This is a genomic window from Streptomyces sp. NPDC002835, assembly GCF_053591995.1.
On sequence record NZ_JBSFUW010000028.1, the window covers coordinates 60,728 to 79,877 of the forward strand.

At 73.8% G+C, this 19,150-nt stretch carries 20 protein-coding genes and 1 riboswitch; of the genes, 11 read left to right on the forward strand and 9 right to left on the reverse strand.

The features are described from left to right. The first annotated feature begins 305 nt into the window (after window positions 1–305). Both ACWD01_RS26205 and ACWD01_RS26210 read left to right on the forward strand, forming a co-directional pair. Window positions 306–776, forward strand: a complete 471-nt coding sequence (locus ACWD01_RS26205; RefSeq protein WP_451165251.1) for a DoxX family protein — start codon at window positions 306–308, stop codon at window positions 774–776. Window positions 777–1,020: 244 nt separating this feature from the next. Then, a complete protein-coding gene (locus ACWD01_RS26210; protein ID WP_451165252.1) occupies window positions 1,021–1,683 on the forward strand; it encodes a DedA family protein in 663 nt (220 codons plus the stop codon). Here the strand turns inward: ACWD01_RS26210 and ACWD01_RS26215 are convergent. Beyond that, window positions 1,637–1,936, reverse strand: coding sequence for a DUF2277 domain-containing protein (locus tag ACWD01_RS26215; RefSeq protein ID WP_451165253.1), 300 nt, complete (start codon window positions 1,934–1,936; stop codon window positions 1,637–1,639). The genes ACWD01_RS26210 and ACWD01_RS26215 overlap by 47 nt on opposite strands. 177 nt (window positions 1,937–2,113) lie before the next feature. Here ACWD01_RS26215 and cbiE point away from each other — a divergent pair, with 177 nt between their 5' ends. The 3 genes from cbiE to ACWD01_RS26230 all read left to right on the forward strand — a co-directional run bounded on the left by cbiE (window position 2,114) and on the right by ACWD01_RS26230 (window position 4,883). Continuing rightward, window positions 2,114–3,352 carry a precorrin-6y C5,15-methyltransferase (decarboxylating) subunit CbiE gene (cbiE, locus tag ACWD01_RS26220; protein WP_451165254.1) on the forward strand — a complete coding sequence of 413 codons (1,239 nt, stop codon included), beginning with the start codon at window positions 2,114–2,116 and terminating at the stop codon, window positions 3,350–3,352. Then, window positions 3,349–4,098 (forward strand): precorrin-4 C(11)-methyltransferase, encoded by a 750-nt coding sequence (gene cobM, locus ACWD01_RS26225; RefSeq protein WP_451165255.1) that lies wholly within the window; start codon window positions 3,349–3,351, stop codon window positions 4,096–4,098. The genes cbiE and cobM overlap by 4 nt, the downstream gene beginning before the upstream one ends. A 362-nt stretch (window positions 4,099–4,460) precedes the next feature. Then, on the forward strand, window positions 4,461–4,883 hold the full coding sequence (locus ACWD01_RS26230; RefSeq protein WP_451165256.1) for a DoxX family membrane protein: 423 nt from the start codon (window positions 4,461–4,463) through the stop codon (window positions 4,881–4,883). Between the two features lie 292 nt (window positions 4,884–5,175). On the opposite strand, the gene ACWD01_RS26235 is transcribed toward ACWD01_RS26230, so the two are convergent. Beyond that, a complete protein-coding gene (locus tag ACWD01_RS26235; RefSeq protein WP_451165257.1) occupies window positions 5,176–6,291 on the reverse strand; it encodes a cobalt-precorrin-5B (C(1))-methyltransferase in 1,116 nt (371 codons plus the stop codon). An 11-nt stretch (window positions 6,292–6,302) separates the two neighbouring features. Here ACWD01_RS26235 and ACWD01_RS26240 point away from each other — a divergent pair, with 11 nt between their 5' ends. After that, window positions 6,303–7,043 carry a cobalt-precorrin-6A reductase gene (locus tag ACWD01_RS26240; RefSeq protein ID WP_451165258.1) on the forward strand — a complete coding sequence of 247 codons (741 nt, stop codon included), beginning with the start codon at window positions 6,303–6,305 and terminating at the stop codon, window positions 7,041–7,043. Here the strand turns inward: ACWD01_RS26240 and ACWD01_RS26245 are convergent. The 3 genes from ACWD01_RS26245 to cobG are packed head-to-tail and all read right to left on the reverse strand — an operon-like array spanning window position 7,031 to window position 10,559. Next, window positions 7,031–8,563, reverse strand: coding sequence for a precorrin-2 C(20)-methyltransferase (locus tag ACWD01_RS26245; protein ID WP_451165295.1), 1,533 nt, complete (start codon window positions 8,561–8,563; stop codon window positions 7,031–7,033). The two genes, ACWD01_RS26240 and ACWD01_RS26245, sit on opposite strands and share 13 nt — an antisense overlap. 41 nt (window positions 8,564–8,604) lie before the next feature. Beyond that, on the reverse strand, window positions 8,605–9,231 hold the full coding sequence (locus ACWD01_RS26250; protein WP_451165296.1) for a precorrin-8X methylmutase: 627 nt from the start codon (window positions 9,229–9,231) through the stop codon (window positions 8,605–8,607). A gap of 11 nt (window positions 9,232–9,242) precedes the next feature. Further along, the gene (gene cobG / locus ACWD01_RS26255; RefSeq protein WP_451165259.1) at window positions 9,243–10,559 is read right to left on the reverse strand and encodes a precorrin-3B synthase; all 1,317 of its coding nucleotides are present in this window, start codon (window positions 10,557–10,559) and stop codon (window positions 9,243–9,245) included. A 136-nt stretch (window positions 10,560–10,695) separates the two neighbouring features. Next, a riboswitch (cobalamin riboswitch) is annotated at window positions 10,696–10,768 on the forward strand. Window positions 10,769–10,822: 54 nt separating this feature from the next. Here cobG and cobN point away from each other — a divergent pair. Beyond that, the gene (cobN, locus tag ACWD01_RS26260) at window positions 10,823–14,455 is read left to right on the forward strand and encodes a cobaltochelatase subunit CobN (protein ID WP_451165260.1); all 3,633 of its coding nucleotides are present in this window, start codon (window positions 10,823–10,825) and stop codon (window positions 14,453–14,455) included. 24 nt (window positions 14,456–14,479) lie between these two features. Here the strand turns inward: cobN and ACWD01_RS26265 are convergent, their stop codons facing one another. From ACWD01_RS26265 to ACWD01_RS26275, 3 genes are all read right to left on the reverse strand, one after another. Beyond that, the gene (locus ACWD01_RS26265) at window positions 14,480–14,785 is read right to left on the reverse strand and encodes a hypothetical protein (protein WP_451165261.1); all 306 of its coding nucleotides are present in this window, start codon (window positions 14,783–14,785) and stop codon (window positions 14,480–14,482) included. A gap of 86 nt (window positions 14,786–14,871) precedes the next feature. Further along, on the reverse strand, window positions 14,872–15,528 hold the full coding sequence (locus ACWD01_RS26270) for a hypothetical protein (protein WP_451165262.1): 657 nt from the start codon (window positions 15,526–15,528) through the stop codon (window positions 14,872–14,874). 75 nt (window positions 15,529–15,603) lie between these two features. Next, window positions 15,604–15,738 (reverse strand): hypothetical protein, encoded by a 135-nt coding sequence (locus ACWD01_RS26275; RefSeq protein ID WP_451165263.1) that lies wholly within the window; start codon window positions 15,736–15,738, stop codon window positions 15,604–15,606. A 221-nt stretch (window positions 15,739–15,959) separates the two neighbouring features. Here ACWD01_RS26275 and ACWD01_RS26280 point away from each other — a divergent pair, with 221 nt between their 5' ends. The 3 genes from ACWD01_RS26280 to ACWD01_RS26290 all read left to right on the forward strand — a co-directional run bounded on the left by ACWD01_RS26280 (window position 15,960) and on the right by ACWD01_RS26290 (window position 18,103). Next, the gene (locus ACWD01_RS26280) at window positions 15,960–16,595 is read left to right on the forward strand and encodes an NADPH-dependent F420 reductase (protein WP_451165264.1); all 636 of its coding nucleotides are present in this window, start codon (window positions 15,960–15,962) and stop codon (window positions 16,593–16,595) included. 59 nt (window positions 16,596–16,654) lie between these two features. Beyond that, the gene (locus ACWD01_RS26285) at window positions 16,655–17,071 is read left to right on the forward strand and encodes a four-helix bundle copper-binding protein (protein WP_451165265.1); all 417 of its coding nucleotides are present in this window, start codon (window positions 16,655–16,657) and stop codon (window positions 17,069–17,071) included. A 303-nt stretch (window positions 17,072–17,374) separates the two neighbouring features. After that, on the forward strand, window positions 17,375–18,103 hold the full coding sequence (locus tag ACWD01_RS26290; protein ID WP_451165266.1) for a class I SAM-dependent methyltransferase: 729 nt from the start codon (window positions 17,375–17,377) through the stop codon (window positions 18,101–18,103). A gap of 39 nt (window positions 18,104–18,142) precedes the next feature. Here ACWD01_RS26290 and ACWD01_RS26295 read toward each other — a convergent pair whose 3' ends face one another. After that, window positions 18,143–18,508 carry a PH domain-containing protein gene (locus tag ACWD01_RS26295; RefSeq protein ID WP_451165267.1) on the reverse strand — a complete coding sequence of 122 codons (366 nt, stop codon included), beginning with the start codon at window positions 18,506–18,508 and terminating at the stop codon, window positions 18,143–18,145. Between the two features lie 272 nt (window positions 18,509–18,780). Between ACWD01_RS26295 and ACWD01_RS26300 the strand changes: the two genes are divergently transcribed. Further along, entirely contained in the window at window positions 18,781–19,119 is a 339-nt protein-coding gene (locus ACWD01_RS26300) for a hypothetical protein (protein WP_451165268.1), read from the forward strand. Window positions 19,120–19,150 lie beyond the last annotated feature (31 nt).

The following is a 19,150-nucleotide window of genomic DNA, read 5'->3' on the forward strand; positions in this document are numbered from 1 at the left end:
AGCCGCCCCGAGCGCCGGTTTCCCGCCAAACCCCTGCGCGCCTGGCCGAGGAGCCTCCCTCGGCCGGGCGCCCGACATTCCGTGCGCCGTGCCTCGAAACCGGGACACCCCGGGAACACCCCACGTCACAGACGTACCGGCGTCCGGACCCCGACGCCCGCACCGGCGAACACGCGACGGCGGAAAGGCGAACCCCTGGCCGGAATAAGCCGGCCAATAAAAGTTGAACTTGCAAGTACTCATTAGGTCTGCCTAACCTGTGACCCCCTCATCGGTTCTGTCCCCGAAACCGAAGGAGCCACAACGTGGCCACCCCCAGCCTTCCCACCCGCCTGAACCAGGCGCAGCCGTATGCGCTCGGACTGTTCCGCGCCGTCGTCGGCCTGCTGTTCCTGTGCCACGGGGCCGCATCCCTGTTCGGTGTCCTCGGCGGCGCCATGGGCGGCGGAACGATTCCGGCCGGCACCTGGCCCGGCTGGTACGCCGCGGTGATCCAACTGGTCGCCGGCGGCCTGGTGATGCTCGGCATAGGTACCCGCAGTGCGGCGTTCATCGCCTCCGGTTCGATGGCGTACGCGTACTTCAAGGTGCACCAGCCCGAGGCGCTGTTCCCGCTGCAGAACCACGGCGAGGCGTCGGCGATGTTCTGCTGGGCGTTCCTGCTGCTGGTCTTCACCGGGCCCGGCGCGCTGGCGCTGGACCGGCTGCTCTCGCCGCGCGGCGCCGACCGCCCGGCCGAGGAGGCACCGAAGGAGCGGGCGACCACCGCCGCCTGATCCGCTGAGCACAAACCTCTGGGCATGAGCTGACACCCGGCCCCGTCGCCTCCCCGGCGAAGGGTCCGGGCGTCAGTCTGTCGCGTCCCAATCCATCCGTACGGGCGGTTTCCGCCCCGCGCGCGCCCGGGAAACGCCCCCTGTCGATCTCTCCCGAAGTCCGGGCGTACGCTGTACAGCTGTCCGGCCGACCAGCCGCTCTCCCGCGAGAGCCGTGGCCTCGCGACGAACGGGGAGAGTCAAGGTGCTCGAGAGCATTGGGTCGCTGACCGGCAGCCCATGGATCTACGCCGTCGTGGCGTTGTCCGTGCTTCTCGACGTCTTCCTGCCCGTGCTGCCCAGCGGAGTCCTGGTGATCACCGCCGCCACGGCGGCCGCCGCCGGGTCGACCGCCGACGCGGCAGGCACCGCCGCCGCAGTCGCGGCGGGCCAGGTGCCGCAGGAGGTCCCGTCGCTGCTGGTCCTCGTGCTGTGCGCGGCGACCGCCTCCGTGCTCGGCGATCTCGTCGCCTACCGGCTCGCCTGGCGGGGCGGGGACCGGCTCGACCGGGCCATCGCCCGCTCACGCCGGTTGACCCGGGCGCAGGAACGTCTCGGCGCCGCCCTGAGCCGGGGCGGGGGCGCGCTGGTCGTCATCGCGCGGTTCGCGCCCGCCGGCCGTTCCGTCGTCTCGCTGGGCGCGGGCGCCGCGCACCGCAAGGTGAAGGACTTCCTGCCGTGGTCGGCCCTGGCCGGCATCGCCTGGGCCGGATACGCCGTGGGGCTCGGCTGGTTCGGCGGCCAGTGGCTCGGCGCGAGCTGGATCGGCGCGGCCGTCTCCGTACTCGCGCTGTTCGGTGCGGGGTCGCTCGCCGCCTACGTCATGCGGCGTCCGGCTGCGGCGCCGGCTCCTGAGCCGACCGTCTAGCGGCCTGCGGCGCCTCGCCGGCGGCCTGCCCGGAGCGGCCGCCGGAACCACGCACCTCGAGCCCGTCGAGAAGTCTGCGGGTCGCCTCCGCGATCTCCTCGACGGCCTGCTCGAAGACCTCGCGGTTGTGCGCCGCGGGGGCGCGGAAACCCGAGACCTTGCGCACGTACTGCAGGGCGGCGGCCCGGACGTCCTCCTCCGTGGCCTCTTCCGGAAGGACGGGTGGACGGAGAGTCTTGATGCTGCGGCACATGCCTCCAGTGTGCCGCGCGCCACTGACAGCCGGGCCGGCGTGCGCCGAAGGACACCGGAGGACGCCGGGCAACACCGTCCGGCACCGGCGATAACCCCGGGTGCCCGGAAGGGCCCGACCGGGCGGCCAGTAGAGTGCGGCTCCGTCCCCTGCCGACCGTCGACGAGGTACCGCTCAGTGACCCCCGCACCACGCTCACCAGCAGTAACCGTCGTCGGGATCGGCGCGGACGGCTGGCCCGGACTGTCCCCCGGCGCACAGCACGCCCTGCTGGACGCGGAGGCCGTCATCGGCGGGCCGCGGCAGCTGGAGCTGCTGCCCGCCGACTGCGCCGCGGAGCGCGTGACCTGGCCGAGCCCGCTGCGGCCCGCCGTCGCCGGGCTGCTCGCCTCTTATGAGGGCCGCAGGCTCGCGGTCCTGGCCAGCGGCGACCCGATGTTCTACGGCATCGGCCGCGCGCTGGCCGAAGAACTCGGCCCGGACGCGCTGCGCGTCCTGCCGCACCCCTCCTCCGTCTCGTACGCCTGTGCCCGGCTCGGCTGGCCCGTCGAGGACACCCCGACCGTCACGCTCGTCGGCCGTCCCGCCGGGCAGCTGGCCGCCGCGCTGCACGACGGCCGCCGGCTACTGGTGCTCAGCGCCGGCGCGGACACGCCCGCCGAAGTGGCGGCCCTGCTCCGGGACCGCGGCTTCGGCGCCACCCGGATGCGGGTCCTCGAACAGCTCGGCGCGCCCGCCGAACGCGTCGTGGACGGCCGCGCCGACGGCTGGACCGTGCCGCCCGGCGACCCGTTGAACGTCGTCGCCCTCGAATGCCACCGCGACGAGGGCGCGTTGCGGCTGGCCGCCGTGCCCGGCCTGCCCGACGAGGCGTACGAGCACGACGGGCAGCTCACCAAGCGCCACATCCGCGCGGCGACGCTCGCCGCCCTCGGGCCCGCACCCGGCGAACTGCTGTGGGACGTCGGCGGCGGCTCCGGTTCGATCGGCGTCGAGTGGATGCGTACGGACCCGTCCTGCCGGGCCGTCACCGTCGAACGCGACCCGGCGCGGGCCGCGCGCATCGCCCGTAACGCCGACACCCTCGGCGTCCCCGCACTGCGTGTCGTCACCGGCGCGGCGCCCGACGCTCTCGCCGGACTGCCCGCCCCCGACGCGGTGTTCATCGGCGGCGGGCTCACCGTCCCCGGGCTCCTGGACGCCTGCTGGGACGCGCTGCCGGCCGGCGGCCGCCTCGTCGCCAACACGGTCACCCTCGAGTCCGAGGCGCTGCTCGCCCGTCGTCACGCACGCCACGGCGGCGAACTCGTCCGCCTCGCCGTCTCGCACGCCGTACCCGTCGGCGGCTTCACCGGCTGGCGCCAGGCCATGCCCGTCACCCAATGGTCCGTCACCAAAGCAGGAGATCCGACATGACCGTGTACTTCATCGGTGCGGGCCCCGGCGCCGCCGACCTGATCACCGTCCGCGGCGCGCGCACGCTCGCGTCGTGCGGCGTCTGCCTCTACGCGGGCTCGCTCGTGCCCCGCGAACTCCTCGCCGAATGCCCGCCGGACGCCCGCCTCGTCGACACCGCCCAGCTCGACCTGGACGCCATCACCGCCGAGGTCGTCCGCGCCCACGAGGAGGGCCACGACGTGGCCCGGCTGCACTCGGGCGACCCGTCCGTCTTCAGCGCCGTCGCCGAACAGATGCGGCGCCTGGACGCGGCGGGCATCCCGTACGAGATCGTGCCGGGCGTCCCGGCGTTCGCGGCGGCGGCCGCGGCGCTGAAGCGGGAGCTCACGGTCCCGACCGTCGGCCAGACCGTCATCCTCACCCGCATCTCCCAGCAGGCGACCCCCATGCCCGACGGCGAGGACCTCGCCACCCTCGGCCGCAGCGGCGCGCTCCTCGTCCTCCACCTCGGCGCACGCTACGTCGACCGGATCGTGTCCGAGCTCGTCCCCCACTACGGCGCCGACTGCCCGGCCGCGGTGGTGGCGATGGCCAGCCGCCCGGACGAACTCGTGCTGCGCGGCACGCTGGAGGACATCGCGGCGCAGGTGAAGTCGGCGGGCGTGACGCGCACGGCGGTCATCATGGTGGGTCGCGTCCTGGCGGCGACGGGCTTCCGCGACAGCCACCTGTACTCGGCGGAGCGCGACCGGCACGTCTGCTGACGCCGCGGGTTCGGACGTGGCCGGGGTCGGGGTCGGCCGGGTCAGTGGGCGCGGCGTCCCCCGGGGTGGGTGCGCTGCGCCGGTGGTGGGTGCGCTGCGCCGGTGGTGGGTGCGGGGGTCGGGGCCTCCGGAGGGGGGATCCCGGACTGCTGTCCTCACCGCGCTTCGCGCGAGTTGCGTCGCTTTACGTCCGGTCACCCCCCTCCTCCGACCCCGCCCCCCTCCCGCCGGGTGGGGCCCGTCCCGCCCAGTGGTCGCCCCACAGGCCGGTGACACTTGCGCCGGAGGGGCGGGCAGGGGTGGTGCGGAGTAGCGTGGCAGAGAGGCGACATGGCACCGATTTCACAGGCCGGAGGCCACCCATGGACGTCCTGGTCCTCGTCGGACGCATCCTCTTCACGATCCTCTTCCTCGGCTCGGCGCTCAACCACCTGACGCAGACCAAGCAGATGGCCGCCTACGCCGGTAGCCGCGGCATTCCCGCCGCGATGGCCACGCCGGCCACCCTGCTCACCGGGCTGCTGCTCCTGGCGGGCGGGCTGAGCGTGCTCCTCGGCATCTGGGCCGATCTCGGGGCGCTGCTGCTGGCGGTGTTCCTGATCCCGACCGCGCTGGTGATGCACGCGTTCTGGAAAGAGGAAGGCGACGCCAGAACCCCGGAGATGCTCCACTTCATGAAGGATCTCGCCCTGGGCGGGGCGGCGTTGATGCTGCTCGCCTTCTTCTCGTACACCGGCGACGAACTGGGTCTGACGATCACTGGCCCCTTGTTCGACATCACCTGAGCGGGCCACCGGGGCAGGGGGACGCGCAGGGGTCGGCGCCGGGACCCCGAGCCCGGGCAGGGGGACGCGCAGGGGGTCGGGGCCGGGACGTAAAGCGTCGCAACTCGCGCGAAGCGCGGTGAGGACAGCAGTCCCGGACACGGCCACCGGAGCGGCACCCGGACACCGAACAACCAGGATCGGGCCACGCCCGGACGCGCGGCACCCGGACACCAGACGACACGGCACGGGCCGCGCCCGGAAACCGGGACCGTACCCGGAGGCGTAAACCGGTCCGCCGCCCGCCCAAGGGCTACGCGCGGCCCACGATCGCGCCCGCGCGGTCCACGCACACCACGTCCACCGCCACCGGCGCGCCCCGGAGGACCGCGAGGGCCTGGTCGCGGGCCGCTGCCGCGACCAGGTCGCCGAGGGGGACGCCGGCCGCGCCGCACAGCTGGAGCGCGGCGAGCCCCGTGTTGGCCGCGGCGACCTCCGCCGCGAGCGTCTCGTCCGCGCCGCCGCGCCGCGCCAGGTCCGCGAGGAACGACTTGTCGACCTGGGAGCGGCCCGAGTGGAGGTCCAGGTGACCGGCGGCCAGCTTCGAGAGTTTGGCGAAGCCACCGCAGACGGTGAGGCGTTCGACGGGATGGCGCCGCACGTACTTGAGCACCGCGCCCGCGAAGTCGCCCATGTCGAGCAGCGCGTCCTCGGGCAGCCCGTAGAGGGAGACGACGGTCCGCTCCGACGTGGAGCCCGTGCAGCCGGCGAGGTGCGTGCGGCCCGCCGCGCGGGCGACGTCCACGCCGCGCCGGATCGAGTCGATCCACGCCGAGCACGAGTACGGGACGACGATCCCCGTCGTACCGAGGATGGACAGCCCTCCGAGGATGCCGAGCCGCGGGTTCCAGGTGGAGCGGGCGATGTCCTCGCCGTGGTCGACGGAGACGGTGATCTCGACGTCCCCGGCGCCGCCGTGCCGCGCGGCGACCGCGGCCACGTGGTCGCACATCATCTGCCGCGGTACGGGGTTGATCGCGGGCTCACCGACGTCGAGGGGCAGCCCCGGCCGGGTGACCGTGCCGACCCCCGGCCCCGCCCGGAAGACGACCCCGGAGCCGGCCGGCAGCAGCCGTACCGTCGCGCGGACCAGCGCGCCGTGCGTGACGTCCGGGTCGTCGCCGGCGTCCTTGACGATCCCGGCCATGGCCGAGTCGGCGGAGTCGGCGGGGAGCGACTCGGCGGCCAGGGCGAACGCCGGTGTCTGGCCCTTGGGGAGCGTGATCGTCACCGGGTCGGGGAACTCGCCGGTCAGCAGCGCCGTGTACGCCGCGGTCGTCGCGGCCGTCGCGCAGGCACCGGTGGTCCAGCCGGGCCGCAGACCGGTGTGCTTGAGTTGGGCGTCACGCCCTCCGCTCGACTCAGTCATGGACGGATCCGATGCACGTACTGGTCCTCGGCGGTACCACCGAGGCCCGGCGGCTCGCCGGGACACTGCACGCCCTGCCGGGTGTGCGCGTCACGAGCAGCCTCGCCGGCCGGGTCGCCACTCCCAGGATGCCTCCCGGGGAGGTCCGGGTGGGAGGTTTCGGCGGGGCCGAGGGCCTGGCGCGATGGCTGTGCGAGCACGAGGTCGGCGCGGTCATCGACGCCACCCATCCTTTCGCCGGAACGATCAGTTTCAACGCGGCCCGGGCCGCCGCCGACGCCCATGTTCCCCTGCTGGCGCTGCGCCGCCCCGGCTGGGCCCCGGACGAGGGCGACGACTGGCACCCCGTCGGCTCCCTGGAGGAGGCCGCAGAGACGGCCCGCACGCTCGGCAGCAGGGTGTTCCTGACCACCGGCCGCATGGGGCTCGCCTCCTTCGCGCACATCGACGACGTCTGGTTCCTGGTGCGGTCCGTCGACGCCCCAGAGGGTCCGCGTCCGCCCCGTACGGAGGTGCTGCTGGACCGGGGTCCTTTCACCCTCGACGGCGAGCGTGAACTGCTGCGCCGGCACCGCGTCGACGTGCTCGTCACCAAGGACAGCGGCGGCGCGGCGACCGCGCCGAAGCTGACGGCCGCGCGGGAGGCGGGCGTGCCCGTGGTGATCGTGCGCCGCCCGCCGGTCCCGGACGGGGTGCCGGTCGCCGCCGGCCCCGAGGAGGCCGCCGCCTGGCTGGCGGCCTACTCCGGGTAGCGCCGCGGGGTCCAGACGATCTCCTCGCCGTCGCCCCTGCGCACGACCTGGGTCTGCGACGAACCGATCAGCAGAATGGTGCGCATGTCGACCTGGGCCGGGTCGAGTTCGCCGAGCCGTACGATCCGTACGCTCTCCTCGGGCCCGCCGATGTCCCGGCCGAGCACGACGGGGGTGTCGGGCGCGCGGTGTCCGAGGAGCAGTTCGCGGGCCTTGCCGACCTGCCAGGTCCGGCTGCGGGAACCCGGGTTGTAGAGAGCGAGCACCAGGTCGGCAGCGGCCGCGGCGGCCAGTCGCTCCGCGATGACCTCCCAGGGCTTGAGCCGGTCGGAGAGCGACAGGACGGCGTAGTCGTGGCCGAGCGGCGCGCCGGCCTTCGCGGCGGCGGCGTTGGCGGCGGTGACGCCGGGGAGCACCCGTACGGGCACGTCCTTGTACGGGTCCTGGGACGCCACCTCCAGCACGGCGGTGGCCATGGCGAAGACGCCCGGGTCGCCGCCGGAGACGACGGCGACACGGCGCCCGCGCCGGGCGAGGTCGAGCGCGAACTCGGCGCGCTCGGACTCGACCTTGTTGTCGGAGCCGTGCCGGATCTGGCCCGGCCGCTGCGGCACCCGGTCCACGTAGGTGGTGTAGCCGACGAGTTCGTCCGCGTCGGCGAGTGCGCGCCGGGTCTCGGGGGTGAGCCACAGGGGGCCCGCGGGCCCGGTGCCGACGACGACGACCTCGCCGCGGCCGGTGTCCGGGCGGGGGTTGGCGATCCGGCTGGGCACGACGGCGACGGAGAAGTACGGCACGGACTCCGGGTCGATGCCGGCCAGTCGACCGGTGCGTTCGCCGCTCATCGTGGCCCGCTCGACGTAGCGGGCCTCGTCCAGCCGGCCGGACGTCTCCATCGCCCTGCGGACGGCGGGGAAGGTGCGGCCGAGCTTCATCACCACGGCCGAGTCGGTCGCGGCGAGGCGTGCGGTCAGCTCCTCCTCCGGCAGCGTGCCGGGGATGATCGTCAGCACCTCCTCCGCCTCGCAAAGCGGGGTGCCGAGCCGGGCGGCCGCGGCGCTGACGGAGGTGACGCCGGGGATGACCTCGGTCGGGTAGCGGTGCGCGAGCCGCTTGTGCATGTGCTGGTACGAGCCGTAGAAGAACGGGTCGCCCTCGGCGAGCACGGCGACGCTGCGGCCGGCGTCGAGGTGCGCGGCGAGCCGGGCGGCGGCCTGCTCGTAGAAGTCGTCGAGCGCGCCGCGGTAGCCGCCGGGATGGTCGGTCGTCTCGACGGTGATCGGGTACATCAGGCGCTCCTCGATGTGCTCGGGGCGCAGATGCGGTGCGGCGATCGACCGGGCGATGGACCGGCCGTGGCGGGCGCAGTGGTACGCGATGACGTCGGCCTCCGCGATGACGCGGGCCGCGCGCAGGGTCATCAGCTCCGGGTCGCCGGGGCCGAGCCCGACGCCGTACAGCCGGCCGGTGCCCGCGGTGCCGGGGTTCGCGTCGCCGGTGTTCCGGGTGCCGTCGCTCACGTTGTCGCCGTTCCGGCGGTCGTCGTTCTGGTTGTCGGCCACTACTCCGCCTCGCTCGCGATCGCGTTGACTGCGGCGGCGGCCATCGCGCTGCCGCCCCTGCGCCCGCGCACCACCAGGTGTTCCAGGCCCAGCGGGTGCGCGGCCAGCGCGTCCTTCGACTCGGCCGCGCCGATGAAGCCGACGGGCACGCCGATGACCGCCGCCGGGCGCGGCGCGCCCTCCGCGATCATCTCCAGCAGCCGGAACAGCGCGGTGGGCGCGTTGCCGACGGCGACCACAGAGCCTTCGAGGCGGTCCCGCCACAGTTCGAGGGCGGCGGCGGACCGGGTGGTGCCCATCTTCGCGGCCAGGTCCGGCACGGACGGGTCGGACAGCGTGCAGATCACCTCGTTGTCGGCGGGCAGCCGCTTGCGGGTGACGCCGCTGGCGACCATCTGCGCGTCGCAGAGGATCGGCGCGCCGGAGCGCAGGGCTGCGCGGGCACGGACGACGACGTCCGGGCTGTGGACGAGGTCGCGGACGAGGTCGACCATTCCGCAGGCGTGGATCATGCGGACCGCGACCTGTGAGACGTCGGCCGGGAGTCCGGCGAGGTCCGCCTCCGCGCGGATCGTGGCAAAGGACTGGCGGTAGATGGCCGCGCCGTCCTTCTCGTACTCGAACACGGTGCTCTCGCTCACTTCGTCGGGGCCTTGGTCGGCGTATTCGTGATGGTGCGCGCCGCCGCGAGGGCGTCGGCGAGTTCGGGGAGGGGGACGGCACGGGGCGGGGCGCCGGGTGCGGACACCTCGTACCGGCCGTCGCCGGTCGCGACGACGTCGACCCAGGCGCCGCGGGGGTGGCCGCAGCGGCGTTCGCAGCCCGACCAGTGGACGGGCAGGCCGCCCACGCCGGCAGAGAGATGACCGGTGGCGTCGGCGCGCACGTCGGCGAGGGACTTGGCACAGCCGGGGCGCCCGGTGCAGGCGCCGACGCCGAGCCAGGGCGAGTCGGGATCGGTGACGAGCCCTGCGCCGGCCAGCACGTCCAACTGCTCGGGCCCGGCACCCGGCACGACGACCCCACGCCACGGAGTGACGCGCAACTCGCCGGTGCCGTGCCGCTCGGCGACCTCGGCGACCAGCCGCCACTGGACGGCGCTGAGCCGTCCGAGCGGCGCGACCACGTACAGCCCCCCGGGTCCGGCCCCGGGCACGGGCCCGTCCCCCACGTCCGCAGGCTCCGGCGTGCCCGCGCACGCGACGTCGCACAGGCCCGCCGCCGCGGCCCGCGCGGTGAGGTCCGCGGCCGACACCCCGTGTTCCGGCGGGAGTTCGCCGACCCGCCACGCGCGCGTGAAGCTCACGTCGGCCGCGTCGAGGAACGCCTCCGCCGCGAGCAGCATCGCGCGCGGCCCGTCCTCGGCGCGGACGCGTACCGCCGCGTCCCCGACGCTCACGCGCACCGCCGCGCCGCCCGGCTGTGCGAGCAACATCACATCCGCGGCGAACTCGGCCATGTCCCCGCGGCCGTCGTCCAGCGCGAACAGGAAGCGTCCCGAGAGCTCCGGCGCACGCTCGCTCGCGCACAGCAGCGCGTCCAGTTCCCGTACGAGCGGCTGCACGTCCAGGTGCCCCCGGCCGTCGAGTCCGGACAGCGGGGAGGCGACGACGTTGCGTACGCGTTCGTGGCGGGGCGCGGGCAGCAGGCCGGCCGTGTCCAGCAGCCGGGCCAACTCCCCCGCGCAGCCCGGTTCGAGGCCCCTCAGCTGGAGGTTGCCCCGGGAGGTGATGTCCAGCGCGCCGTCGCCGAGGCGCTCGGCCGCGTCGGCGAGCGCGTACGCCTGCGCGGCGCTCAGGACGCCGGCCGGGACGCGGACGCGCGCCAGCGCACCGTCGTCCGCGTTGTGCAGACGCAGTGCGCCGGGGCAGGCATCACCGCGGTCCCGGACGGGAGTTGCGGAAGTTACGGGAGTTTCGTCCGGGTCCGGGCGGTTCGAGGGGGCCGGAGGCATGGCGGCGAGCATACCGACCATCACACAGGCCCCCCTCGCCCCCGGCCCGCTCGGGCGCCCTACCCGTGCAGGTGACCGGCCTACTATGCTGCTCGGCGGGTCGAACGGCCCACCACCGCCGAAGACGGCGTCAGGGGAGGAAGCCCGGTGAGATTCCGGCGCGGTCCCGCCACTGTGAGCCCGACACCTGTCGGGTGAGCCAGGAACTCCCGCCGTCCTCACCAGCCCGGGGCGCGGAAACCCCGAGGAAGGCCAGACGCCGCATGTCGCACTCGCCCGAAGGACACCCCGCACCCCCGGGCATCCTGCTCCTGTCGACGTCCGACACCGACCTGCTGAGCGCACGCGCCGCGGCCGGCCCGGTCCCGTACCGCTTCGCGAACCCGTCCCGGCTGGCACTCGACGAGCTGCCCGCCCTGCTGGAGGGCACGGCCCTGGTCGTCGTACGCCTCCTCGGCGGGCTGCGCGCCTGGCAGGAGGGCATCGACCTGCTGCTCGCGCAGGGCCAGCCCGTCGTCGTCCTCACCGGCGAACAGGCCCCCGACGCCCAGCTGATGGAGACCTCCACGGTCCCGATCGGAATCGCCGCGGAGGCCCACGCCTACCTCGCCCACGGCGGCCCGGCGAACCTGGAGCAGCTCGCCCGTTTCCTGTCGGACACGGTCCTGCTCACCGGCCACGGCTTCGACCCGCCGGCCGCCGCCCCCACCTGGGGCCGGCTCCCCCGCACCCCCCGCTCGGAGAACCCCGGCGGCCCGCTGATCGCGGTGCTCTACTACCGGGCCCACCACATGAGCGGCAACACCGCCTTCGTGGACGCCCTGTGCGGCGCGATCGAGGACGCCGGCGGCCGCGCCCTGCCGCTGTACGTGGCATCCCTGCGCGCCCCCGAGCCCGCGCTGCTGGACCAACTGCGGGAGACCGACGCCCTGGTGACGACCGTGCTCGCCGCGGGCGGCACCCGCCCGGCGGACGCGAGCGCCGGCGGTGACGACGAGTCGTGGGACGCGGGCGCGCTCGCCGCCCTCGACGTGCCCGTGCTGCAGGCGCTGTGCCTGACCGGTTCGCGCTCGGCGTGGGAGGAGAGCGACGAGGGCCTCTCCCCGCTGGACGCGGCGAGCCAGGTCGCGGTGCCCGAGTTCGACGGCCGGCTCATCACCGTCCCGTTCTCGTTCAAGGAGATCGACGAGGACGGCCTCCCGGCGTACGTCGCCGACCCCGAGCGCGCCGCCCGTGTCGCCGGCACCGCCGTCCGCCACGCCCGGCTGCGCCACATCCCGAACGCCGAGAAGCGCCTCGCGCTGGTGCTCTCCGCGTACCCGACCAAGCACTCCCGGATCGGCAACGCCGTCGGCCTGGACACCCCCGCCTCCGCCGTGTCGCTGCTGCGGCGGCTGCGCGAGGAGGGCTACGACTTCGGCGACGAGGCGGTCCCCGGCCTGGAGTCGGGCGACGGCGACGAGCTGATCTACGCGCTGATCGAGGCCGGCGGCCACGACCAGGAGTGGCTGACCGAGGAGCAGCTCGCCCGCAACCCGGTCCGCATCCCGGCCGCCGACTACAAGAAGTGGTACGCGGCCCTGCCGGCACAGCTGCGCGAGTCCGTCGAGGCGCACTGGGGCCCGCCGCCGGGCGAGATGTTCCTCGACCGGTCCCGCAATCCCGAGGGCGACATCGTGCTCGCCGCGCTGCGCCGCGGGAACCTGCTGATCCTGATCCAGCCGCCGCGCGGCTTCGGCGAGAACCCGATCGCGATCTACCACGACCCCGACCTGCCGCCCTCCCACCACTACCTGGCCGCCTACCGCTGGATCGCCGCCGCCGCGGCCGACGGGGGCTTCGGCGCCGACGCGATGATCCACCTGGGCAAGCACGGCAACCTGGAGTGGCTGCCCGGCAAGAACGCGGGCCTCTCCGCGTCCTGCGGCCCGGACGCCGCGCTCGGCGACCTGCCGCTGATCTACCCGTTCCTGGTCAACGACCCGGGCGAGGGCACCCAGGCCAAGCGCCGCGCGCACGCGACACTCGTCGACCACCTGGTGCCGCCGATGGCGCGCGCCGAGTCCTACGGCGACATCGCGCGCCTGGAGCAGCTGCTGGACGAGTACGCGCAGATCTCGTCCATGGACCCGTCCAAGCTGCCCGCGATCCGCGCGCAGATCTGGACCCTGATCCAGGCCGCGCGGCTCGACCACGACCTGGGCCTGGACGACCGCCCGGACGACGACGGCTTCGACGACTTCCTGCTGCACGTCGACGGCTGGCTGTGCGAGGTCAAGGACGCGCAGATCCGTGACGGTCTGCATGTGCTGGGCGGCGCGCCGACCGGCCCCGAGCGGGTCAACCTGGTGCTGTCCATCCTGCGCGCCCGCCAGATCTGGGGCGGCTCGCAGTCCCTGCTCGGCCTGCGGGAGGCGCTCGGTCTGGACGAGTCCGCCGCGACCCGTACGACCGCCGACGAGGCGGAGGCCACGGCCCGTGCGCTCGTCGAGGCGATGGAGGCGGCCGGCTGGGACCCGGCCGCGGTGCCGGACTCGCACGGCCCCGACGTCGCGGCGATCCTGCGGTTCGCCGCGACGGAGGTCGTGCCGCGCCTCGCCCGCACCACCGACGAGATCGACCACGCGGTGCACGCCCTGAACGGCGGCTTCGTCCCCGCAGGCCCGTCCGGCTCACCGCTGCGCGGCCTCGTCAACGTCCTGCCGACGGGCCGCAACTTCTACTCCGTCGACCCCAAGGCCGTCCCCTCGCGGCTCGCCTGGGAGACCGGCCAGGCCCTCGCGGAGTCGCTCCTCGAGCGCTACCGCGCCGACAACGGCGACTGGCCCACCTCCGTCGGCCTGTCCCTGTGGGGCACCAGCGCCATGCGCACGGCGGGCGACGACGTGGCGGAGGCGCTGGCCCTGCTCGGCATCCGCCCCGTGTGGGACGACGCCTCCCGCCGGGTCACCGGGCTGGAGCCCGTACCGCTCGCGGAGCTGGGCCGCCCCCGGATCGACGTCACCCTGCGCATCTCGGGCTTCTTCCGCGACGCGTTCCCGCACACGATCGGACTGCTGGACGACGCGGTCCGCCTCGCGGCCTCGCTCGACGAGCCGGCGGCGGACAACCTGATCCGCGCCCATGCCCAGGCCGACCTGGCGGAGCACGGCGACGAGCGCCGCGCCACGACCCGTATCTTCGGCTCCCGGCCGGGCACGTACGGCGCGGGCCTGCTCCAGCTCATCGACAGCCGCGACTGGCGCACCGACGCGGACCTGGCCGAGGTCTACACGGTGTGGGGCGGCTACGCGTACGGCCGCGGCCTGGAGGGCCGCCCGGCGCGGGCCGAGATGGAGACCGCGTACCGGCGGATCGCCGTCGCCGCGAAGAACACCGACACCCGCGAGCACGACATCGCCGACTCGGACGACTACTTCCAGTACCACGGCGGCATGGTCGCCACCGTCCGCGCGCTGCGCGGCACGGCCCCCGAGGCGTACATCGGCGACTCCACCCGCCCCGAGACGGTCCGCACCCGCACCCTCGTCGAGGAGACGTCCCGCGTCTTCCGCGCCCGCGTGGTCAACCCGCGCTGGATCGAGGCGATGCGCCGCCACGGCTACAAGGGCGCGTTCGAGCTGGCGGCCACCGTCGACTACCTCTTCGGGTACGACGCGACGACGGGCGTCGTCGCGGACTGGATGTACGACAAGCTCACCGAGACGTACGTCCTGGACCCGGAGAACCGCGCCTTCCTCCAGCAGGCCAACCCGTGGGCACTGCACGGCATCACGGAACGGCTCCTGGAGGCCGAGTCCCGCGGCATGTGGGCGAAGCCGGACCCGGCGGTACTGGAGCAGCTGCGGCAGGTCTTCCTGGAGACCGAGGGCGACCTGGAGGACGACGAGGCGTAGCGGGGTGGGCGGGCCCGGGCCGCGTCAGCGTGCGGCGGCGGCGCGGGCCCGCCGCTGCGCGGCCCAGATCATGCCGGGCGCGACCAGCATGACGGCGAGGCCGCCGAACCGTACGTAGTCCTGCCCCACCGGGTCCGCGACCAGGACCGCCGCGACGACCTGCGCCGCGAGCCCGGCGGCGACGAGCAGCTGCGCGTAGCCGAAGATCCGCGGCCGCAGGATGTGCTTGCGCTGGGCGGGCAGCAGCCAGCCGGTGCGTACGGCGAGGACGCCGAGCCCGGCCACGAACAGGGCGAGCACGCCGACCGTGACTCCTACGTACAGGTTCATCGCCCCACCCTTGCCGTGCCGTGCCGTGTCGCGCTGTGAAGTGCTGTGAAGTCAGCAGATCATGCCACAGCGGCCGCCTCTGGACCCTAGGGCCCGGTCACGGTCAGGCTCCAGTTCCCTTCCGAGCTCACGTTGACGTAGTACGGCCCCTCGCTGCGCATCCTCGCGACGGCCGAGCCCTCGAAGTCGCGGGTCTCGTTGAAGACCAGATCCTGGGGCCTGCCCTTGGCGTCGATGACCGAGACGACGAAGTCGCTGTCGCCGGTGTGGGTGGCCGCGACGGAGACCGCTCGGTCCGCGTCGAAGGGCCCTTCGAGACGGTCCCCGCTGCCCGACCAGTTCTGCGGCAGCACGGCGGCGGACGACGGGTCGCCGGGCTGCGCGATCTCGACGGTCCAGGCAGCGTCCGCGATCACCTGGAGCACATGGTCCCCGGCGCTCACCCCGACGCCCTTGCTGCCCTCGTACGACCCGGTCCGGTCGACGACGAGGTCCTTCACCTGGCGCCGGTCGTCGACGATCTCCACGATGAAGTCCCCCGTACAGGACACGCACTCAGACCGCACCACGGCCAGCCCGCCGGTCAGCGCGAACTGCTCCGTCACCTCCTGCCCCGTCCCCCTGAGCGTGATCGGCGGCACGGACGGCGTCGGCTGCTGCACACCCGCGACGCCGGTCAGCGCCACGACCAGCAGCACCACGACGGCGACGACGCCCCGTACGTCCTTCCGGCGCTCGGCCATGTTCCCGGCTCCCTTCCCAGCCCCACCTCCACCATCCGCCCCTCATGTCCCCGCGCAACTCGACCCCTCCCCCGGTCACGGCCGCCGCCCGTCCAGCCGCCGCTGCACCGCCCAGCGCGTAATGCCGCCGACGACGAGCGAGACGACGACGGCACCCGAGTCGATGACATGGGGCAGCCCCGGAAAGAATGCGAAGAAGCCCAGCGCCACCACCACTCCCCCGACGAACCCCCCGAACCCGACCCGCCGCACACTGACCGTTGCCGCGGGCAAGTGACCGCAAGCCGCCCCACCCGGGCGGGCCGCCGTCCCGGGCGGTGGGGCGCCCTACCGCGGGCCCGCGGTCGTTTCCTCGTGTGCGGCCAGGGCACTCGTCGCACCGCAGCCCCGGGCGGGACCACGGCGGAGGGCGTTGCGACAAGGAGGCCCTTATGAAGATCGGCATCATCGGCGCAGGCCACATCGGGTCCACCCTGGCCCGTCACTTCGTGCGGATCGGTCATGACGTGGTCATCAGCAACTCCAGGGCGCCCGAGACGCTCGCCGGGCTCGTGGACGAGATCGGCGGCGGGCTGCGGGCGGTCACCGCGCGGGAGGCGGCCGAGTTCGGGCAGGTCGTCGTCGTGAGCATCCCGTACGGGCGTTACAAGGAGCTGCCGGCGGACGCCCTCAAGGACAAGATCGTGATCGACACCTGCAACTACTACCCCGAGCGCGACGGCCAGGACCCCGACCTGGACAACGACAGCACCACGTCCAGCGAGAAGATCCGGGCCCACACGGACTCCGATCTCGTGAAGGCGTTCAACGCGATCCACTGGAAGACCCTGCGCGACCGGGGCCACGACAAGGGCGACCCGGACCGGCTGGCCATCCCCATCTCCGGGACCGACACGGAGGCCAAGGCCGTGGTCGCCGGGCTCATCCGGGACATCGGGTTCGACCCGGTGGACGCGGGCGACATCGGTCACGGCGGCCGCAGCCATCAGCCGGGCTCGCGCCTGTACGGGGCCGAGATGTCCGCGCACGAGATGAACGACCTGCTCCGGGCAGGCGCCGCGGCGTGACCGGGGTCGCCGGCCCAACGGGGCGCACCGACCGACCAGGAACCGACCAGGAGGCGAACATGGCCACGACCACGTCCGTGAAGGACATGCTGAACACCTACCCGGCCGACCTCGGCAACGTCGACCGCGAAGCCCTCACCCGGTGCATCGAGGAGTGCGTCGCCTGCGCCCAGGCGTGCACCGCCTGCGCGGACGCGTGTCTGTCCGAGGGCATGGTGGGCGACCTGACGAAGTGCATCCGCACCGACATGGACTGCGCCGACATCTGCACCGCCACCGCCGCCGTGCTCTCGCGCCACACCGGCTACGACGCGAACATCACGCGCGCGATCGTGCAGGCGTGCGCCACCGCCTGCAAGGCGTGCGCGGACGAGTGCGCGCGCCACGCGGACATGCACGAGCACTGCCGTATCTGCGCCGAGGCGTGCCGCAGCTGTGAGCAGGCGTGCAACGACCTCCTGGCGACCCTCGGATAGCGCCCGGACAGCGCCCCTCGGGCAGAACCGGCAACCCCCGCCCGCCGCAAGGGAGTCGGGCACCCGCCCGCTCCCGAGGCGGCGCAGAAACCGGTGCAAAAACCGGTCCGCGCGCCGCCCGGAACGCCCCCGTGACGGCCCTGCGCGGTGCCGTGCGCCCCGGCGCACGCCCCCCGCGGGTGACGCCCTTCCCGCCGTCGCCGTCGCCCCGCCCGCACGCGCCTACACCTTCGCCGTACCCACCCTGACCTGGGCTTTCACCCCGCAAGGCCGTACCGTTGCGGTTACGCGGAAGGGGGCCGGATGGACCGGAACATACGCACGGTCGACGACGTACTGAAGCTCATGGACACGCTGTTCGCGCCTGCGGCGGACCGCTGGACGGCCCAGGGCGCCGCCTGGTGGGACGACTTCTACACCGACCGCACCAGACCGGTGCCGTTCTTCGTGGAGAAGGCCGACGAGAATCTGGCCGCGTACCTCGAGCAGGGTCTGCTCACCCCCGGCCGGGCGCTCGACCTGGGCTGCGGCCCGGGCCGCAACGCCCTGCGCCTCGCGGCCGCCGGGTTCGACGTGGACGCCGTCGACCTGTCGCCGACGGCCCTCGACTGGGCGCAGGAGCGCGCCCGCGAGGCGGGCGCCGAGGTCCGTTTCCACTGCGGCGACGCCTTCGAGCTCACCGCTACGGAACTGACCGGCCCGTACGACCTGATCTACGACTCCGGGTGCTTCCACCACCTGCCGCCGCACCGCCGCGTCAGCTATCTCGCTCTGCTCGACCGGGCCCTCGCGCCCGGCGGCCGCTTCGCGCTCACCTGCTTCGCGTCCGGCGCGATGGGCAGCGAACTCCCGGACGCGGACTTCTACCAGGGCCGCCCGGGCCTGCACGGCGGGCTCGCCTACACGCCGGAGTCCCTGCGCCGGATCTTCTCCGATCTGACGGAGGTGGAACTGCGCCGTATGCACGACGAGGCCCCGGACTCCGCGTACTTCGGCGAGCCGTTCCTGTGGACGGCCCTGTTCCGCCGCTGACCCGGACCGCGACCCGGGTCAGCGACGCCTCGCGGAGGACTACCGCGCCACGAACTGCGTCAGGATGGCCTGCACCTCGTAGATGTCGACGCCCTTGGTGAACGTCTTCTCGATCGGCGCGGGAGTGCCGGAGATCCAGATCTTGAGCTCCGCGTCGAGGTCGAACGTACCGGCGGTCTCGACGGCGAAGTGCGTGATGCTGCGGTACGGGATCGAGTGGTACTCGACCTTCCGCCCGGTGATGCCCTGCTTGTCCACGAGGATCAGCCGGCGGTCGGTGAACAGCATCGTGTCGCGTATGAGCACGTACGCGGCCTGCACCTGCTCGCCGTGCCCGAGGAGTCGCGCGTACTCCTGCTGCGCCTGGCCCGGATCGACCGTGTGCGCGTTCCCGAAAAGTGCCATGGATGCCCCCACCCGTTGAAGTCACAAGATTTTCACACTGTATAGCGGAGCCGTACAGCCGAGCCGTGTGGCTGAGCCCGCCGCAAGTCCGCCGGCACGGCACCCGGTTGCCGGCGCCCGTTCCGGCCCGCCTCCACACCCCGTCACGGCGTCCCGCCGCGGCCGCCGTTACCCGCCCGGCCGCGCCCCGGATGCCCTGACCCGGGCGAGGCGGCAAGGTGGCCTTCGCCAGGCCCTTCACCAGGACCCTTCCGACCGGACGAGGAGCGCCCATGTCCGTGACCCCCTACCGGCATGCCGCCGTCGCTGCGGGGACCGTGCTCCTCGCCCTCACCGCCGCGGGCTGTTCGGGCCTCGACCGGACCGCGGTGGGGACGTTCATCTACGAGGGCGGGCACGACCACCACACGACGGTGACGAGCCCCCGGATCACGGGCTGCCACCGCTTCGAGCCACCGGGCGCGGTCGCGGTCGAGAACAACACGGAGGCCGACGCCCTCCTCTACCCGACGGACGACTGCTCCGGCGAGTCGATCTACGTCCCCTCGAAGATGTCCGACGTCCCCGCCCCGAACGCGGGTCCCTGGCTCAGTTACAGCTTCGTCCACTGAGCCTGCTCACTGACGCTCGACGTGCTCATGG